Genomic DNA, 17,134 nt, shown 5'->3' with positions numbered 1-17,134 from the left:
CACTTTAGACTCTGGGCCAAAAAGACGTGTCTTCGATAAGCGCAGCGTACTTAAGAAGCACAGAAGAGGCGTCTTTGCAGGCCAGAAACGACCCTTTTAGACCCGCTCCCGCAGCCACAGCAACAACGCCCAGGCATAGGCCGGATGCTTGACGCGCTTCATCGCCTCAAAGGGCCGCATCCACACCAACTCATGATCCGCCTCGCTTTTCAGCTCCGGCTGTTCCGCAACCCATTCCATCTCATAAAAGCGGCAATGATTGTTATAGGGCGTACCGTCCTGATGAACGAAATAGTTGAGCACCTCGCCCACCGGCTCAACCACCCTGACCACAAGACCGGTTTCTTCGGCAAATTCTCGCTCGACCGCCGCTTCCGGCGTCTCACCCTCATCCAGCGCGCCCCCCGGAAAGTCATAGCTGAACCTGGTATATCCGATCTGCGCAATCGCCAGATAGCCGTCCCGCTGCAAGAATCCGTAAGCCGCCTGACGCGGCTGATAGTCCAGCCCCTCAAGACGATGTCCGAACTGCCTCAAGGGTGCTTGCATGTGCCTTAGCCTTCCGGCGCCAGCGTAACCTCAAGCCCATTAAGATCGTCACGCATCAGAACCTGACACGACAGACGCGAATGGCGCTTCACCAGAAACGCCTCATCGAGCTTTTCTTCTTCCTCGTCGGTCTTTTCAACCAGCTTGTCCCACCATTCCGGCGCGACATAGACGTGACAGGTGGCGCACTCCAGCGCCCCGCCGCACTCCGCCTTAATCGGCAGGCCATTGTCGCGAATGATCTCCATGATCCGCCAGCCCTCGATCGCCGGCAGATTATGGGTAACACCCTCACGGTCAGTGCACAGGATATGAAGTTCGTCGCTCATGGCAGGTAGACGCTTTGCGGAAATTACAGACAGTCGGGCTGCGGTTTATAACCCCCGCTCCGCTTTTGCAAAGGTTTATTGCGCCTTAAGCGCCCTGAGCCTGAGCCCATGCAGATAGGCTGCCACATCCATAAGCGCTGCATCCAGCGCATCGCGCACCTTCAAAAGCCGTCCGGCGGCCCCGTCATTATCGCCCCGCTCTGCGGCCTCCGCCGCCGCCGCCAGCGCATTGGCCCCGATGCCCGCCGCCGCGCCTTTCAGCGTATGGGCCGCATCGCGCCACCCCGCATGCGACACATCCAGAAGCGGCGACCATATATCGGCCTGCTGGCCGAACAGGGTCAGCACCTCTTCAATGATCCCGACATCATTCAGCGTATAGGCCTCAAGATGCGCGAAATCTACCGCGCCACTCAGATCCCGAAATGCCATATCCCTGCTCCCATTAGAATCGCACGCGAATGTGAACCTTACATCCGCCTCAGACAAGCCCTGACAAACACAAACAAAAGCTGATTTAATAAATAATTGCGCCTTTAAATTGTATTTTGTTAAGGAATAACTGTATATGAGTTGAAATTAGGCCTTGAACCTCCGGCAAAAATCCGTATGTTCCGCGCCTCACCGCCGAGGTTTACCAACACCTCTTCTGATGCGGCTGAAAAGTGTGGGTGTGTAGCTCAGTTGGTAGAGCAGCTGACTCTTAATCAGCGGGTCCACGGTTCGAGTCCGTGCTCACCCACCATTTTCTTTCAATACAATCAATATTTTACCCCCCCAAAGACATCCTGGCCCATTTTGTCATGCGCGGCACTGTTAGTCGCGCACCTGAGACATACTTTTACACGCTCCTGAGGAGCTAAGGCAGCAATCATATATCATCCTGAACCTCCCATGACCAAATATGGAGACCTCCGTGCACCGCCTACAAACGGGCAGACAGAGGGGAAACATTTCTAACGTTTCATATACTTTGAAATGAAAAGAGGATGAACGTCCATGTCCACGCAGAATGATCCACGCCCGAACGCACCTTCCGATACCCTTCCGGTCGCGAAAAAGCTGGGCCCTAACTGGGTATGGCCCGCCCTGTTCGTCGCGGCGCTTGTCCTTATTGCCATGTTTATTGCCATGGCCACGTCGCCTGAAAATCAATCCATGATGAACCCGGGCGACGTTAATGCCGTTGAAGAAGGCACCCCCGAAAGCCCGCCCGCCCCAACTGCATCCCCATAAACCGAATCGATTGCGACCCTTCAGGCACAAAAAAAGCCCCATAGGGGGCTGATTTTATTCAAAAAATGAAATGGCGCACTCGAAGAGATTCGAACTCCTGACCCTCAGATTCGTAGTCTGATGCTCTATCCAGCTGAGCTACGAGTGCGCATTTTTTCAATTCCCGCCGCTAAGCTTGCTCAGCAGCGAGGGCCGGACAATTAGTCTCAACAGATTACAAAGGCAAGCCGTTTAATGGCCTTTTTGCCTATTTTTTTTGATTTCCTGTTGAAAGTCCGCCCCCACAGGGTCATGACAGGTCATATTTGCCTCTCTGGTCCTGTTTTAAGCAAAGTCCCCTGCATGTTTGCCCGCAATCTGTTTATCCGCCCCCTGTTCATTCTTGCCGCCGTCACTTTATGTGCCTGTGCGACCACCACACCGGATCAGGCCCCGACCTTTGCGCCGGTGGTCATCGCAGCCAATCCTCTGGCGGCCGAAGCAGGCATGGATATCCTTGAAAAAGGCGGCACAGCCATAGATGCCGCCGTGGCGGTTCAGGCGACCCTGGGCCTCGTTGAGCCACAAAGCTCAGGCATCGGTGGCGGGGCCTTCATGGTCTACTTTGATGCGAAAACCGGAAAGGTCATTCAATATAATGGCCGCGAAACCGCTCCTAAGGCCGCCAGCAGCGACTGGTTCCTGAAAGAAGACGGCACACCCCTGCCCTTCGTTGAGGCCATGCTGTCAGGCCGCTCCACGGGCGTACCGGGCGTTATGCACATGCTGGAAAAGGCCCACTCCGCTCACGGCAACCTTCTGTGGAAAGACCTGTTCGGCACCCCCGTCAGGCTAGCTGAAAACGGCTTTATCATTTCACCGCGACTGGGCGACTACCTGACCCAGACCCGCCTGCCTCAGAACAATGCGCCTGATCTGAAAGCCTATTTCTCTGATGGTCAGGGCGGCCTGAAAAAAACCGGTGACCGTCTGACCAATCCGGCCTATGCCGAAACCCTGCGTCATCTTGCCGATAAAGGGGCGGTGATCTTTCGCGAAGGCCCGCTGGTTGAGGCCATCATCGCCCGCACCTCCGAAGGGACACCGGCGGGCGCTCTGACACCCGATGATTTCAAATCCTACTTCCCGAAGTCCGACGATGCCCTGTGTGAGCCATATCGCATCTATATTATCTGCGTGCCCTTGCCGCCGTCCTCGGCGCCGTCCCTGCTTCAGGCACTGAAAATCGCCGAACGCTTCCCGATGGGCGAATATGGCCCCACTGACCCACGCGGCTGGCAGGTGATTATCGAAGCCCAGCGCCTGATGTATGCCGACCGCGACCAATATATGGCCGATTCCGAATTTGTCTCCGTGCCGCTCAAAGGCCTGCTCGATCCGGCCTATATTGACGGGCGTGTAGCCACCATCACGCCGGGCAAGGCGGCTCCTACACCTACCTACGGCCAGCCCTCAAAAGCCGTGGCATGGGCTGCCGATAACACCCGTGAACCGGCGGGCACCTCGCATTTCGTCATCCGCGACCGTTATGGCAATGCCGTAAGCGTGACCACTTCGGTCGAAAGCTATTTCGGCTCAGGCCGCATGGTCGGCGGCTTCTTCCTAAATAACCAGTTGACCGACTTTTCCTTTGCGCCCACCGGCACCGATGGCCACACAGCCGCCAATGCCGTCGAAGGTGGCAAGCGTCCGCGCTCTTCCATGTCACCGGTAATGATCTTCGATCAGAACAAAAACCTGATCGGCATGGTGGGGTCACCGGGCGGCTCATCCATTCTGGCCTATAATTTCAAGGCCCTGATCGGCGTTCTCGACTGGGGCCTTACCATGCCCGAAGCCGTGGCCCTGCCCAATGTCGTGGCCCGCGGCGACACCGTCCGTATCGAAGCCGCGCTCATGCCCGCCGCCATCACCCAAGCCCTGAAAGACATGAGTTACGACATTCAGGAAGTTGCCGGCGAAAACTCAGGCCTGCATGGGGTGATGTTCTATCCTGACCGTATCGACGGCGGTGCGGACCCCCGCCGCGAAGGCGTCGTCCTGATCGGTAAATAATCCCTTCCCCCTCTCCCTTTCCAGGGAGAGGGTCGGGGTGACGGTGGCTTAACGCCTGCCTATCCGAACACCAGCCCGCCATCGACCATAAGGTTCTGACCGGTCACTGACCGCGCCCAGGGGCTGGCAAAGAACAGCACCGCATCCGCCGCTTCCTCAGGCGTCGTCACCCGCCGCAGGGGCGTAGAAGCGGCAATCAGGTCAAACACCGCCTCAGGCGTCCCGGCACTGGCCGCTGTCGTGCGCAAAAGTCCGCCCGACACCATATTGACCGTGATTCCGTCTGGGCCCAGATCCGCCGCCAGAGTCCGCGTCAGCGCCATCAACGCCGCCTTGGCCGCCGTATAGTCATGATAGGGCACAACCGGATTCTGCACCAGATTGGTACCGATGGTCACGATACGGCCAAAGCCCGCCGTCTTCATCGCCGGATGCACAGCCTTGGCCAGATTGAGCGCCCCGCCGACCGCCGTATGCGCCTGCGCCTCAATATGGCTATAATCCAGCGTATCGATTTTCTCGCGCGCATCACCGTTAAAGCTGTAATCGGCCAGCGCATTATGCACTGCCGTCGTCGGCGCACCGAAAGCCTCGGTCACCTCCGCGACCATATGCTTTACCGCCTCAAGGTCACGCACATCGGCCTGAAAGGCGCGCGCATTTCCCCCCAACTGCGCCGCCAAGGCTTCGGCCTCGTTACGGCTGTTGCGATAATTAATCGCTACCTTAGCCCCTTCACGGGCGAAGGCTGTGGCAATCGCTGCCCCCAGACCGCGCCCCGCGCCGGTCACAATAACCACCTGTTCATTCAGCTTCATACTTAAACTCCTGAAATGTGGGCCAGCCACTCATCCTCGGTCATCACCGCCACCCCCAGTTCAGCAGCTTTTTTCAGCTTTGAACCGGCCCCCGGCCCGGCAATGACAATATCGGTCTTTTTCGACACAGACCCCGCCACCTTGGCCCCCAGCCGTTCAGCCTGCGCCTTGGCCTCATCACGCGTCAGGCGCTCCAGCGTGCCGGTAAACACCACCGTAAGCCCTGAAACGCTTGAGGTCGCCGCCACCGCCTCGGCATCTCTGACCCTAAGCTCCGCCACCAGATTGCGATAGACCGCCTGGTTATAGGGATTGGCGAAATAGTCCGTTAGCGCCGCCACCGAAGACGGCCCGATCTGATCCATATCACTTAAGGCCCCGCGCACCTCTTCATCTTCGGCCACCAGCGCCATCAGGGCTTCGCGGAACGCCGCCTCCGAGCCATAGGCCCGCGCCAGCAACCGCGCCGTCGTTTCCCCAACCCCCCTGATCCCCAGAGCCGCAATAAACCGCTCAAGCGAAATCTCCCGCCGGTCTTCAATCGCGGCAAACAGGTTGCGCGCACTGACCTCGCCAAAGCCCTCCCAGTTGCGGATCGGCGTCAGAGACATCTTATCGCGCGCCTCAAGGGTGAATATATCCGCCGGTTCGCTGATCAGCCCCTTTTCGATAAACAGCTGGATTTGTTTTTCCCCCAGCCCTTCGATATCCAGCACCTTACGACCGGCAACATATTTCAGATATTCGATCTTCTGATGCGGACAGGCATGATCGCCCGTACAGCGCCGCGCGACGCCTTCCTCGCCCTTATGGTTGGTTTCGCGCACCACAGGGGTTTGCAGCGGACAGGGACAAAGCGTCGGAAACTCATACGCCGCCGTCCCTTCGGGCCGCGCAGACAATTCCACTCCGACAATCTGCGGGATGACGTCACCGGCCCGCTGCACCCGCACCAGATCACCGATACGCACGTCCTTGCGCGCAATCTCATCGGCATTGTGCAGGGTGACATTGGACACCACCACCCCACCGACATTGACCGGCTCAAGCCGCGCCACAGGCGTCAGCGTGCCAATACGCCCGACCTGAATATCAATACCTTTAAGGTGCGTCAGGGACTGCTCGGCAGGGAACTTGTGGGCAATGGCCCAGCGCGGCGACCGCGAGACAAACCCCAGACGCCGCTGATAATCCAAACGGTCGATCTTATAGACCACGCCGTCAATATCGTACCCGAGCCCCGACCGGTCGCGTTGCAGATCCTCATAGGCCGCAATCAGCGCCTCAACCCCTTCAGCCCTTATTGACCTCGGATTGACCACCAACCCCCAGTCACGGAATTTCCTGAGCGCCTCCGATTGCGACGCGACAAACTCAGGATCAGACACCTCCCCCCAGGTATAGGCAAAAAACCGCAAGGGCCGCGACGCCGTGATCGTGGCATCCAACTGCCGCAAAGCGCCAGACGCCGCATTACGCGGATTGGCGAACACCTTGCTGCCGGTTTCCGCCGCCGCCGCATTCATCGCCTGAAAGGCCTCAAGCGGGAAATAGACCTCGCCACGGATTTCGATACGCTCAGGATGGCCACTGCCCGACAGCCGGTGCGGAATATCGCTGATGGTGCGCACGTTCTCGGTGATATCTTCGCCGGTGCGCCCGTCACCGCGTGTCGCCGCCCGCTTCAGTTCGCCGTTAATATACAACAGCGAACAGGACACCCCGTCGATCTTCGGCTCCACGGCATAGGCCAGAACCTCATCCTCAGGCAGCCGCAAAAACCGGCGGATGCTTTTTTCAAAATCCCGCACATCTTCAGTGGCAAAAGCGTTATCCAGCGACAGCATGGGCACACCATGCGCCACCGGCGCAAACTTGGCATTGATCTCCGCCCCCACCTGTTCGGTCGGGCTGTCGACGCTCTTCAGCGCCGGATACTGCGCCTCAAGCGCCCTAAGCTCCCCCTCAAGCGCATCATAATCGGCATCGGACAACTCCGGTGCCTCGGCATTATAATAGAGATCGCGGTGCCGCTTTATTTCGGCCGACAGTTCGGCATGACGGTCACGCGCCGCAGAGGGGGTATCATCGGTGTTCATGCGCCCTGTCTATCATCGGTTTCCATATCTGCAAAACATCCACTTAACCCCCAGCTTCATACTCCCCTGGCTATGCCGGGGGAGATGTCACAGCAAAGCTGTGACAGAGGGGGGTTCTTTCTGTGGTAACTTTTATGCCCCTACCGGCTGACGCAACCGCAACGCCGCCGCCCGCGCCTCAGGCTTAATCTCTTGCCTTTCAGCCACCGATACTAATTCACAGTAAAAAATGAGACATGCAAGTGTAGTATCATTTATTTTTCGGCACGTGGAAAACTCAACCGAAAGCCATCAATCATTTTGCTAATGCGAGGCTTTTCTAGTGGAGGGAGCGTTTCTGAACAGCTTTCTGGCCTATTAGGCGTATCTTTCGTAATTCCAGTAACTTCCTGTGTAAGTAAATCAACCACAACAACAAAATCGCGACAATTACTCGTTCCAGACTGTTCTAATATAACCTGTTGATCATCCCATTTAATAATTTTTACAAATTTCGAAGTTCGGACATTAAGGGAATTTTTATAGATAGTAGCTTCAGTTAAATTGCAATAACCTTCATTATCTAGCCAGCAATCATAATGAGAGATATTTTTAGGCCAAGCAATACTCCCCTCTTCAATCTTCCAAGTCCCTTGAAAATGCAATGATTTACCCAATGATTTACCATCATAATGGTCCACGCTCTTGGATGACATCACAATAACATCTTCAGCGGTTACACTATTCTTTCCTATATTATGGAACAAATAAGCCGTGATGAAAATTACAAATACCCACCCAAGATGCGTTTTCCAGTTTTTCATATCTGCCCCTTTAATTCTTTTCTTCTCTGAAAAAACGCAACCCACTTAGGCAGTGTTATATTTTCAATAATTCTCTGCCCCACAACAGCAACAGCAACAGCAACAGCAACAGCAACAGCAACAGCAACAGCAACAGCAACAGCAACAGCAACAGCAACAGGTAATTAAAAATTACAACTCATATCTATCAGTCATTCATCATAAATAGGTGCGATGAATCACTTCTGACTACCCTGCCACCACCGGAGACTGCCGCAACCGCAAGGCTGCCGCCCGCGCCTCAGGCGTGATCTCCGCGCCCGACAGCATCCGCGCCAGTTCCTCAAGCGTCTCATCGGCACTGAGCTCAACCACTTTCGAGCGCACCGCCCCCTCAACCTCGGCCTTGGACACCTTAAGATGCTGATCCCCGCGTGCCGCCACCTGCGGCGAGTGCGTCACCACAATCACCTGACCAGCTTCAGCCAGTTTCTTCAAACGCAGGCCCACCGCATCGGCCACAGCCCCGCCAACCCCCTGATCCACCTCATCGAAGATCATCACCGGCCCCGCCACCCCTTCATCGCCGCGTGTCGCCAGCGCCGCCTTGAGCGCCAGCGCAAACCGCGCCAGTTCCCCACCTGAGGCAATGGCCGCCATCCCGCCCCAATCAGCCCCGGGGTTGGTGCGCACCTCAAAGGTAATCTGATCCCCGCCGTGGGCCGTATAACGTTCCGGCTCCAGCGCGCGAATATCGACACGGAACGCCGCCTTATCGAGCTTGAGCGGCGTCAGTTCGGCCATCACCGCCACCGACAGCGCCGCACCGGCCTCAAGGCGTTTGGCCCGAAGCGCCTCAATCGCCGCATTGAACGCCGCCTGCGCCTGCGCCACTTCGGCTGATAATTTGCGCAAAGCCCCTTCGGCATCTTCGATTTCACTTAAGGCATGGGCCATCTTCGCCCGCGTCGCCGGCAGATCCTCCACCAGCACATTCAGCTTACGTGCCATGGCCCGAAGCGCAAACAACCGCTCCTCAACCCGATCCAGCCGCCCCGGTTCGACATCCAGCGCATCCGCCGCCGCATCCATCAGCGCCAACGCCTCATCCGCCGCAATCAGCGTGCGATCCAGCGCCTCGGCCGCTTCCGACAACGCCTTCAGCACCGCATGGCCTTCATTGGCACCGGCCTGTTGCGCACGGCTTCGGGCATGATCCAGCGCCCGAAACGCCTTGGCAAGACGCTGTGACAACTGATCCCCGCCCACCGTGGTCCGCGCTTCGGTAATGTCCTCAAGCGCCCGCTCGGATGCCCCGAGCAATGACCGCTCGGTCGCCAGTTGCGCCTCCTCGTCAGGCTGCGGATCTAGCCGGTCAAGCTCTGACAAACGATGCGTCAGTTCCTCAACCTCTTCCGCCGCCCGCTCCGACCGCGCCTGCAGATCGCGGTAACGTTCGCGTACCGCTTTCAGCGCCCTGAACGTCTCGGCCACCGCCGCCTTTTCTGCCGCGCAATCGCCATAGGCATCCAGCATGGCCGCATGGGTGCGCGGATCAAGCAGCCCTACCGTCTCATGCTGGCCATGCACCTCAAGCAGGCTGTCCCCCAGCGCCTTCAGCACACTGACCGATACCGACTGATCATTGACAAAAGCCTTGGAACGCCCGTCACGGCTAACCACGCGACGCAGGAGCAACGGCTCACCGGCCTCTAAGGCCAGCCCTTTGTCCTCAAGGAAATCATAAAGCGCGTGACCCGCAGGCAGGTCAAATTCCGCCGTCACCGCCGCCTGAGATGCACCGGCCCTAATAAGCCCCGCGTCACCGCGTGCACCGGTCGCCAGTCCCAATGAATCGAGAATAATGGATTTACCGGCCCCCGTCTCGCCGGTCAGAACGCTTAAGCCCTGACGGATATCGAGATCGAGCCGGTCAACAAGGACAACATCCTGTATCGTCAGACGTGTCAGCATGGAATCCTGCGCAGGTAAAGACTAGGGGTATCACGCACCTGACCGGAATACCGGCCCAAATGCACACTTTCACCTAAGACTTAAACGGATTCAACTGGCTTAGCCAGCCCTTTTTCTCTTTTTGTTCCGCTTCTGTACCGACAGGTTCCGGCCCCTTTGCGCCACCGGCCACAGGCCGAACCTCAAGCGCCTGACCATGCTTTTGCATCAGGTCATAGGCCGACTTATACCAGCGATCACCGGGGTAATTATAGCCCAGCACCGCCGCATTGCGGTTGGCCTCATCAACAATACCCATCATCAGATTGGCTTCGACCAGACGATACAGCGCCTCAGGGGCATGGCTGGTGGTCTGATAGGTGGTAATGACGGTTTTGAAACGCCCAACCGCTGACAGAGGCTGATTACGTTGCAGGTAGAAACGGCCGATTTCCATTTCCTTACCCGCCAGTTGGTCATAGACCATGTCGAGCTTAACTGAGGCATCGCGCGAATATTCGGTACCGGGATAACGCAGCACCACTTCGCGCAGATAGGCCTGCGCCGTTTCCGTATAGGCCTGATCGCGACCAATATCGACGATCTGCTCAAAATAGTTCACCGCCCGCATATAATAGGCATAGGGCGTCATATCCGAACCGGGATAGAGCTTAATGAACCGCTCAGCCGCAGCGGTCGATTCATTATAGTTATTGCCCATATAGTTGGCGTAGATTTCCATGATGATCGAACGCCGCGCCCATTCGGAATGGGGGTGCTGACGCTGAACTTCCTGGAAATAATCGACAGCCTCTTTCCAGTTGCGCTCATCAAGGCGGCGCATACCGGTATTATAAAGCTGTTCGACAGGGCGTTCTTCATAGACCAGGCGGGTCTGTTGCCCGCCCTTGCCCGCACAGCCGCTCATGACGCCGACGCTGGCCACCGAAGCCAGAATCACCAGACCCAGCTTCAATGCCCGTTTAGTATTGGTTTTCGCAGTCATGGTCGCAACCGGCACGTCTATATCCCCACAGGGCCGGTAAGGTTACCGGCGTGACTCAAAATGTTCGGAGGATAGCTCTACAACAGGGCCGTACAAACGCCAACAGCTTTTAGACAGCTTCTTCCAGTGCCTCACCGCGCACAACAATGCGGTAAGCCTCCGGCTGAGACAGTAGAGCACGAACCACGGCATTATTAAGGCCATGACCGGCACGAATGCCTTCAAAACGGCCCTGAATCGGCATGCCCAGCACATAGAGATCGCCGATGGCATCCAGCGCCTTGTGACGCACAAATTCGTCAACGAAGCGCAGGCCACCGTCGTTCAGCACCTTGTCGCCGTCAATAACAATGGCGTTGTCCAAAGACCCGCCACGTGCCAGACCGGCCGCCCGCAGGGCTTCGACACCTTCGACAAAGCCAAAGGTACGCGCCGACGCCAGCTCGGTACGGAAGCTTTCCTCGGTGATCACCAGTTCAACTTCCTGATGGCCAATAACCGGATTGTCGAAATCAATTTCAAAGCGCATCTCAAAGCGATCCGCTGGCAAAAGCGCGGCCCGCTTGTCACCTTCGATAACTTCGATAGGCTTGAGAATTTCAATGACGCGTTGCGCAGTCGACTGGCGACGGAAGCCCGCCTGATCCAGCAACTGCACGAAAGGCTGCGCTGACCCGTCCATGATCGGCACTTCCGGGCCATCAAGTTCGATAATCGCATTATCAACCCCAAGCGCCGACAGCGCCGCCATCAGGTGCTCAATGGTTGATACAGACACGCCCGACGCATTGGTGATGACGGTCCCCAGACGGGTCTGGGTTACATAATCGGCACGCGCAGGCACTACATTATCGTTCTGGTTCAGATCCGTGCGCACGAAAACCACGCCCGTACCGGCAGCCGCCGGACGGATAGACAGACGCACGTGCTGCCCCGTATGCAAACCGATCCCGGCGCATATAGCAGGCAAAGCCAGTGTGTGTTCGTGATGTTCAGGCAGCATTTGCGTGATCCGAAAAACAAAAAATGCGGGCACTTCCGCACCCGCATTTATATTATTTGTGACGACCGCACTCAATTAAACATGAATTACGGTTTGTAACGCCAGAATTAACGCAAATTAACCCGTATAATCAATTAGCTAAGCGCCGCAAAAATGCCGGAATCTCGAGATCGTCCTCTGCTTCCGGAGCCTGTTGCTGAACCGGCTGAGGTTGTGCCTGAGCGGCCTGAGAATGGGGCTGCGACGCGTGAGATTGAGGCGGGGCCTGCACTTGCGGGGCCTGACCATAACCGGCCGAAGGTTCCTGACGCGCATTGCGGTTCGGGAACAGGCCGCGCCAGATCGAGCCACGGTTTTCTTCTTCCGGCTGATGCACAGGGGCTGCCGGACGCTGCGCCACGCGCGGCTCAGGCTGACGGGTGCCATAGCCGGCGACCGGACGTTGTGACACCTCGTTACGTGGCGCAGGGGGTTCCTGACGCTGAACCGGAGCCTCATAGCCCTCGCTGGCTTCTTCGACCGCCGGATCAACGATCTTACCTATAATGCGTGGTTCACCCGCCGCTACGGGAGCATGAGGTGCCGGTGCCCGTACAGGCTCAGCCTGCGGTGCCGCATAGGACGCAGGCGCAGAGACAGGGGCCGCCGGTGCCGGACGCTGCTCAAAGGTTACACTGCTCGGTGCCGGTACACGGGCAACCGTCTCAGGAGCGGCTTGCGCCACAGCGGGTGCCGGTTGAGGCGCAGGCTGCACCACCAATGGCTCGGCTTGCGGACGATTATAGAGCGGCACACGCCCCGAACCCGTCGGGGTCTGGTTATTCTGTTGAACCGGGGCCGGTTGCGCAGCCGCCTGACTATCCATACCGGTCGCCACGACCGATACGCGCAGCTTACCCTCAAGGCTCGGATCAAACGCCGCACCGAAGATGATGTTTGCGTCGGGATCAACCTCGGACGAAATGGCATTGGCCGCTTCATCAACCTCAAGCAGGGTCATATCCAGACCACCGGTCACATTGACCAGAACGGCCTTGGCCCCCTTAAGCGAGGTTTCATCCAGAAGCGGGTTCTGAATAGCGTTCTGCGCCGCCTGCAAGGCACGGTCATCGCCCGCGGCCTCACCGGTCCCCATCATGGCCTTGCCCATTTCGGACATGACTGAACGCACGTCGGCAAAATCAAGGTTGATCAGACCTGGCAGAACCATCAGGTCGGTGATCGAACGCACGCCGGAATGCAGCACCTGATCGGCCATACCAAAGGCTTCGGCAAAGGTCGTGCGCTCATTGGCGATACGGAACAGGTTCTGGTTCGGGATAACAATCAGGGTGTCAACATAACGCTGAAGCTCGGAAATACCAGCGTCAGCCAGACGCATACGGTGACGACCTTCGAACATAAAGGGCTTGGTGACCACACCCACCGTCAGAATGCCGCGCTCACGGGCGCATTTGGCGATGATCGGTGCCGCACCGGTGCCGGTACCTCCGCCCATACCGGCGGTGATAAAGACCATGTGCGCGCCTTCAAGGTGCTCGGAAATCTCGGCAGCGGATTCCTCAGCGGCGGTCATGCCGACTTCAGGATGAGCGCCCGCCCCCAGACCTTGCGTCAGGGTGATCCCAAGCTGTACCCGACGATCGGTCTTTGCGAACTGCAACTGCTGCGCATCGGTGTTGGCGACAACGAATTCGACGCCTTCAAGCCCGGCCTCGATCATATTATTCACGGCATTGCCACCGGCTCCGCCAACGCCGAACACAACTATACGCGGCTTTAATTCCGTGGCGCGCGGCGCCGAAAGATGAATAGCCATGCGATCAGATCAACCTTCTGCTTGCCCTTTGGGGGGCGTCAAATTCCCCGCTCCGGCGCTCCGTTTGTGCGAAACACCATGAGACATCAAATATGCTTAATGATTAGTTACCCGATAGCGTGAGTCGTGCGAATTTGAAGTGAAAATACTAATAAATTTTAACCATAATCCGCAAATACGCCACTTAATGGAATCCTTACACACGCTGAGATAGCGCAAAGGGCCAATACGAGCACAAACCCATAGTTTTATTAACAAATCCGTTAACGTACATTAACCTTTTCGCCTCAGATCATACGTCACGTAAATGGTATTATAAGACCTCATTAAGGGACTTTCCAACATCTGTGCGTCTGCGAAATATCTGTTGAAAACCATTCTCAGCCAGACACGCGCCCCGCCGCCTCTCAGGCAGTCTGAGGCGCAGACAGCAAACCCTCAACCTCGGCAATCATCCGGTCAAAGCGGCGGCGGATTTTGTGGCGCATGGCAAAGGGCAGCACGGACGAAAACGGAATAAACTCACGATTCAGCCGCAGTTTCAGATCAAAGGCCATGCAGTGATATCCCGCGTCCTTGCGTACAAAATACAGGTTATGCCACTCATCGCATGAGGCAAACACCGAGTGACGCACGCAGAAATCGGCGAAATTACGCAACTCTGCCACCAGCATGTCCGGCGTCAGTTCGCCCCGCACACCCTTTTCGATATAGTCCCTGAGCGTCAGCGCGCCTTGTGGCAAGGCCGCATCTATGCGATCGACCACAAGCCCCTGCCCCAGATCGGTATCCACCAGATCATGCACCGCCGGAAACCGGCTTTCGACCGGCACACCGCGCGCTTTCAGCTTCTTGTAGGCGAAAAGCTCCCTGAGGTTCGGATCAGTAGGCTCCTTAAGGTCCACCAGCTTTGCCCGCTTAGGCAGGGGGTGATCTTTCAGGGCAATCTTGACGCACTTATCCTGCTGTTCCGGATGCGGGTAACAGGCGCGGAACAGACCGTGAGCCATGGGCTCAACCCCTTGGAGTATAATCATGATCACAACACATTATGACGAAACCGTCATATATATGTACGCGCTCACCTGCTCCGTTTAAAGAGCATTAAAGCCACAGGCTGAAATTATCCGCCTACAGATTTTGTCTGAGCCAGTCGAGCGCCCGCCCGAGCGGGTTTCCCTGTCCGGTTTGCGGGGCGTCACGCGGGCTTAGGCGCGCCGCCATGATCTTCTTGACCGGCACGACATCGCGTGGCCCGTAAAGCGTTCTGAGGATGACACCAGAGCAGGCCGAAAACGCAGGCCCCGCCGCCGCATCCGCCAGATGCGGCACGCGACGCGGCTTACCCAGACGCACAGGGCGATCAAACACCCGCACCGCCAGTTCACGCACGCCCGCCAGTTGTGACGCCCCACCGGTCAGGACAATGCCCGCACCCGGATCAACCGGCACACCTGAGGCTTTCAGCTTTTCTTTCAGCAGTTCAAAGGTTTCTTCCACGCGCGGCGCGATAACGCCCTTAAGGATCGAACGCGCCACCACAATGGGTGCCGCCCCCGGATCATCGCCACGTGGCGGGGCCTCAACCGTTTCACGGTCTTCATGGCTTGAGGCAATAGCCGTACCATGCAGGGTCTTGATACGCTCGGCACCGGCCAGCGTTGTCGAAAGCCCGCGCGCAATATCCGCCGTCACGTGCGCCCCGCCGACATTCAGGCAGTCAATATGCACCAGCGCGCCATTATAGAATACCGACGCCGTGGTGCAGCTAGCCCCCATATCAATGCAGATGCAGCCCAGTTCCTTTTCATCATGCTCAAGCACTGACACCGCCGCCGCCAATGGGGCCGAAACAATAGCCTGCACCTCAAGGTGCGCCATGTTCACGCACTGAATGATGTTGTTGAATACGTTCTCATCAATCGTCACGACCAGCAACTCAAGGCCGAGCGTGCGCCCCGTCAGGTTACGCGGATCACGCACCCCGCTTTGCTCATCAACCGACCAGGATACCGGCAGGAGGTGAATGGTGCGTCGCCCCTGAAAGCGCACCTGCGCCAGACCGGAGGCAATGGCGCGGTTGAGATCGGTATCGGATACCGGCTTAAGCCCCAGTGACACACTGGCCGACACGCGATGCGACGCGGTCTGCGCTCCGGGCACCGTGACGCGCACGCCCTGAATCGAGACATTGGCCATGGCTTCGGCGCGCTCAACGGCCTGCGCAATCGCGGTCGAGGCCGCTTCCATATCCAGAATGGCACCGGCGCGGATACCTTTGGACTGCACATAGCCGGCACCCGCAACCCGCACCGACTGATCTGCCGCCCGGGCTCCGTCAGGCTTCATGATAAAGCAACCGATCTTGGACGCCCCAAGATCAAGCGACGCCACCAGACCCGGCGTCACCGCCACAGGTTTCACCACGTCGCGTGACATGACATCACGCGATAAATCTCTGGCCAGTTTACGATCTTCTAATCGTGACATGCGCTTTCAAGCCCATTACCTACAGTCAAAAAACAAATCCCATCCACATTTTGCGAATGAAACCACATCCTTATGCGTTACCCGCGTTTAACGGCACTACTACCAACGTATTGGGATCAAGCAGGTCAATGACCGCAAATCCCTGATCCAGAATGCGCTTTTGCACAATCAGCGCATCCAGACGATTAAGCGCCTCGTCCTCGTTAAGCGCCGGCAGCTTGATAATCGCCCCGTTCTTGAGACGCACATCCCAGCGGCGCGTATTGACGCGGATCAGCGCCTCGGTACGCGTCAGAAGTTCAGGCCGCGCCCGCAGAAGTTCCAGCACCTGCGCCGCCTGTTCATTGGCCCCCTCACCGACAATCAGCGGCAGGTCGGTAAAGGTATGGGCATTGGCTTCGGGGATAATCTGACCCTTGTCGTCAATCACCACGACGCGGTTATTATGCTGCCACACCGCCAGACGGGGACGCTCGGTCACGGTAATAATCAGACCATCCGGAAACTGACGGCGCACAACCGCCGACTTGACCCAGCCAACCGCCTCGACATCCTGACGCACCTTCTCCAGATCCATCAGAGCAATCGGCTGGCCGCGTTCAAAGGTCAGGGCTTTTTTGATATCGGCACTGGCGGCTTCGGATACCCCCACCAGACGCATTTTTTGCAAATTCACGCCAACGGCAGCAATACGCCCGTCGACAAAGCTGGCCACCGAGGCTTGCAGCATTTCCGCCCGCCCACCGGTCAGCAAAACGACACTCATCAGCGTCGCCAGCCCGCCAAAGGCCAGCCAGCCAATGAGCTCATTGGACATCGGCACCGAGCCGATACGGCTGTGCGTCGCCTGAGCCTTACGCCCACCGCCACGCGCACCACCCTTGGGGGCAGCCTTACCGGCGCCCTTGTTCGGTTGTGCCGTCTGACGACGACCGCCTCTGACGATTGCAGGCATCACGCCTCTCCCAAACAGACCCGCCCCGTCATATCGTCGC

15 protein-coding genes and 2 tRNA genes are annotated in these 17,134 nt (G+C 57.6%); 3 read left to right on the top strand and 14 right to left on the bottom strand.

All coding sequences use genetic code 11. From position 1 onward, the window contains the following. Positions 1-96: 96 nt before the first annotated feature. From E5201_RS12665 to E5201_RS12655, 3 genes are all read right to left on the bottom strand, one after another. Positions 97-549 carry an NUDIX domain-containing protein gene (locus E5201_RS12665; RefSeq protein WP_140986602.1) on the bottom strand — a complete coding sequence of 151 codons (453 nt, stop codon included), beginning with the start codon at positions 547-549 and terminating at the stop codon, positions 97-99. A 5-nt stretch (positions 550-554) separates the two neighbouring features. Continuing rightward, positions 555-878 carry a 2Fe-2S iron-sulfur cluster-binding protein gene (locus E5201_RS12660; RefSeq protein ID WP_140986600.1) on the bottom strand — a complete coding sequence of 108 codons (324 nt, stop codon included), beginning with the start codon at positions 876-878 and terminating at the stop codon, positions 555-557. 75 nt (positions 879-953) lie between these two features. Then, positions 954-1,310 carry an Hpt domain-containing protein gene (locus tag E5201_RS12655; protein ID WP_140986598.1) on the bottom strand — a complete coding sequence of 119 codons (357 nt, stop codon included), beginning with the start codon at positions 1,308-1,310 and terminating at the stop codon, positions 954-956. Between the two features lie 237 nt (positions 1,311-1,547). Here E5201_RS12655 and E5201_RS12650 point away from each other — a divergent pair. Next, positions 1,548-1,623: transfer RNA gene (locus E5201_RS12650), tRNA-Lys, on the top strand. 254 nt (positions 1,624-1,877) lie between these two features. Then, a complete protein-coding gene (locus tag E5201_RS12645; protein ID WP_140986596.1) occupies positions 1,878-2,114 on the top strand; it encodes a hypothetical protein in 237 nt (78 codons plus the stop codon). A gap of 71 nt (positions 2,115-2,185) precedes the next feature. On the opposite strand, the gene E5201_RS12640 is transcribed toward E5201_RS12645, so the two are convergent. Further along, positions 2,186-2,262, bottom strand: a tRNA-Arg gene (locus E5201_RS12640). Between the two features lie 194 nt (positions 2,263-2,456). Between E5201_RS12640 and ggt the strand changes: the two genes are divergently transcribed. Then, positions 2,457-4,169, top strand: coding sequence for a gamma-glutamyltransferase (ggt, locus tag E5201_RS12635; protein ID WP_140986594.1), 1,713 nt, complete (start codon positions 2,457-2,459; stop codon positions 4,167-4,169). A gap of 59 nt (positions 4,170-4,228) precedes the next feature. Here the strand turns inward: ggt and E5201_RS12630 are convergent, their stop codons facing one another. The 10 genes from E5201_RS12630 to E5201_RS12585 form a co-directional block, all read right to left on the bottom strand. Further along, positions 4,229-4,987, bottom strand: a complete 759-nt coding sequence (locus tag E5201_RS12630) for a 3-oxoacyl-ACP reductase (protein ID WP_140986592.1) — start codon at positions 4,985-4,987, stop codon at positions 4,229-4,231. A gap of 2 nt (positions 4,988-4,989) precedes the next feature. Further along, complete coding sequence (gene ligA / locus E5201_RS12625; RefSeq protein WP_140986590.1) at positions 4,990-7,086, bottom strand: NAD-dependent DNA ligase LigA; 2,097 nt, start codon at positions 7,084-7,086, stop codon at positions 4,990-4,992. A gap of 254 nt (positions 7,087-7,340) precedes the next feature. Continuing rightward, complete coding sequence (locus tag E5201_RS12620) at positions 7,341-7,889, bottom strand: hypothetical protein (RefSeq protein WP_140986588.1); 549 nt, start codon at positions 7,887-7,889, stop codon at positions 7,341-7,343. A gap of 228 nt (positions 7,890-8,117) precedes the next feature. Next, the gene (recN, locus tag E5201_RS12615; RefSeq protein ID WP_140986586.1) at positions 8,118-9,842 is read right to left on the bottom strand and encodes a DNA repair protein RecN; all 1,725 of its coding nucleotides are present in this window, start codon (positions 9,840-9,842) and stop codon (positions 8,118-8,120) included. A 73-nt stretch (positions 9,843-9,915) separates the two neighbouring features. Further along, a complete protein-coding gene (locus E5201_RS12610; protein ID WP_140986584.1) occupies positions 9,916-10,827 on the bottom strand; it encodes an outer membrane protein assembly factor BamD in 912 nt (303 codons plus the stop codon). Positions 10,828-10,936: 109 nt separating this feature from the next. Continuing rightward, complete coding sequence (lpxC, locus tag E5201_RS12605; protein ID WP_140986582.1) at positions 10,937-11,830, bottom strand: UDP-3-O-acyl-N-acetylglucosamine deacetylase; 894 nt, start codon at positions 11,828-11,830, stop codon at positions 10,937-10,939. Positions 11,831-11,960: 130 nt separating this feature from the next. Next, positions 11,961-13,649 carry a cell division protein FtsZ gene (ftsZ, locus tag E5201_RS12600; protein WP_140986580.1) on the bottom strand — a complete coding sequence of 563 codons (1,689 nt, stop codon included), beginning with the start codon at positions 13,647-13,649 and terminating at the stop codon, positions 11,961-11,963. A gap of 407 nt (positions 13,650-14,056) precedes the next feature. Beyond that, a complete protein-coding gene (locus E5201_RS12595) occupies positions 14,057-14,686 on the bottom strand; it encodes a YrbL family protein (RefSeq protein WP_140986577.1) in 630 nt (209 codons plus the stop codon). A gap of 94 nt (positions 14,687-14,780) precedes the next feature. After that, positions 14,781-16,139: a cell division protein FtsA gene (gene ftsA / locus E5201_RS12590; RefSeq protein ID WP_140986575.1), complete on the bottom strand. Its 1,359-nt coding sequence runs from the start codon at positions 16,137-16,139 to the stop codon at positions 14,781-14,783. Between the two features lie 70 nt (positions 16,140-16,209). After that, complete coding sequence (locus E5201_RS12585; RefSeq protein ID WP_140986573.1) at positions 16,210-17,094, bottom strand: cell division protein FtsQ/DivIB; 885 nt, start codon at positions 17,092-17,094, stop codon at positions 16,210-16,212. Positions 17,095-17,134 lie beyond the last annotated feature (40 nt).

Source organism: Asticcacaulis tiandongensis (genome assembly GCF_006475605.1).
Taxonomy (GTDB): Bacteria; Pseudomonadota; Alphaproteobacteria; order Caulobacterales; family Caulobacteraceae; genus Asticcacaulis; species Asticcacaulis tiandongensis.
Note: the sequence above shows the minus strand (reverse complement) of the source record. Positions and strands in the feature narration are given on the sequence as shown.

Excerpts from the sequence above, each read along its gene's own strand:
- E5201_RS12665 (WP_140986602.1), bottom strand. The coding sequence starts at position 549 with ATGCAAGCACCCTTGAGGCAGTTCGGACATCGTCTTGAGGGGCTGGAC.
- E5201_RS12660 (WP_140986600.1), bottom strand. The coding sequence starts at position 878 with ATGAGCGACGAACTTCATATCCTGTGCACTGACCGTGAGGGTGTTACC.
- E5201_RS12655 (WP_140986598.1), bottom strand. The coding sequence starts at position 1,310 with ATGGCATTTCGGGATCTGAGTGGCGCGGTAGATTTCGCGCATCTTGAG.
- E5201_RS12645 (WP_140986596.1), top strand. The coding sequence starts at position 1,878 with ATGTCCACGCAGAATGATCCACGCCCGAACGCACCTTCCGATACCCTT.
- ggt (WP_140986594.1), top strand. The coding sequence starts at position 2,457 with ATGTTTGCCCGCAATCTGTTTATCCGCCCCCTGTTCATTCTTGCCGCC.
- E5201_RS12630 (WP_140986592.1), bottom strand. The coding sequence starts at position 4,987 with ATGAAGCTGAATGAACAGGTGGTTATTGTGACCGGCGCGGGGCGCGGT.
- ligA (WP_140986590.1), bottom strand. The coding sequence starts at position 7,086 with ATGAACACCGATGATACCCCCTCTGCGGCGCGTGACCGTCATGCCGAA.
- E5201_RS12620 (WP_140986588.1), bottom strand. The coding sequence starts at position 7,889 with ATGAAAAACTGGAAAACGCATCTTGGGTGGGTATTTGTAATTTTCATC.
- recN (WP_140986586.1), bottom strand. The coding sequence starts at position 9,842 with ATGCTGACACGTCTGACGATACAGGATGTTGTCCTTGTTGACCGGCTC.
- E5201_RS12610 (WP_140986584.1), bottom strand. The coding sequence starts at position 10,827 with ATGACTGCGAAAACCAATACTAAACGGGCATTGAAGCTGGGTCTGGTG.
- lpxC (WP_140986582.1), bottom strand. The coding sequence starts at position 11,830 with ATGCTGCCTGAACATCACGAACACACACTGGCTTTGCCTGCTATATGC.
- ftsZ (WP_140986580.1), bottom strand. The coding sequence starts at position 13,649 with ATGGCTATTCATCTTTCGGCGCCGCGCGCCACGGAATTAAAGCCGCGT.
- E5201_RS12595 (WP_140986577.1), bottom strand. The coding sequence starts at position 14,686 with ATGATTATACTCCAAGGGGTTGAGCCCATGGCTCACGGTCTGTTCCGC.
- ftsA (WP_140986575.1), bottom strand. The coding sequence starts at position 16,139 with ATGTCACGATTAGAAGATCGTAAACTGGCCAGAGATTTATCGCGTGAT.
- E5201_RS12585 (WP_140986573.1), bottom strand. The coding sequence starts at position 17,094 with ATGCCTGCAATCGTCAGAGGCGGTCGTCGTCAGACGGCACAACCGAAC.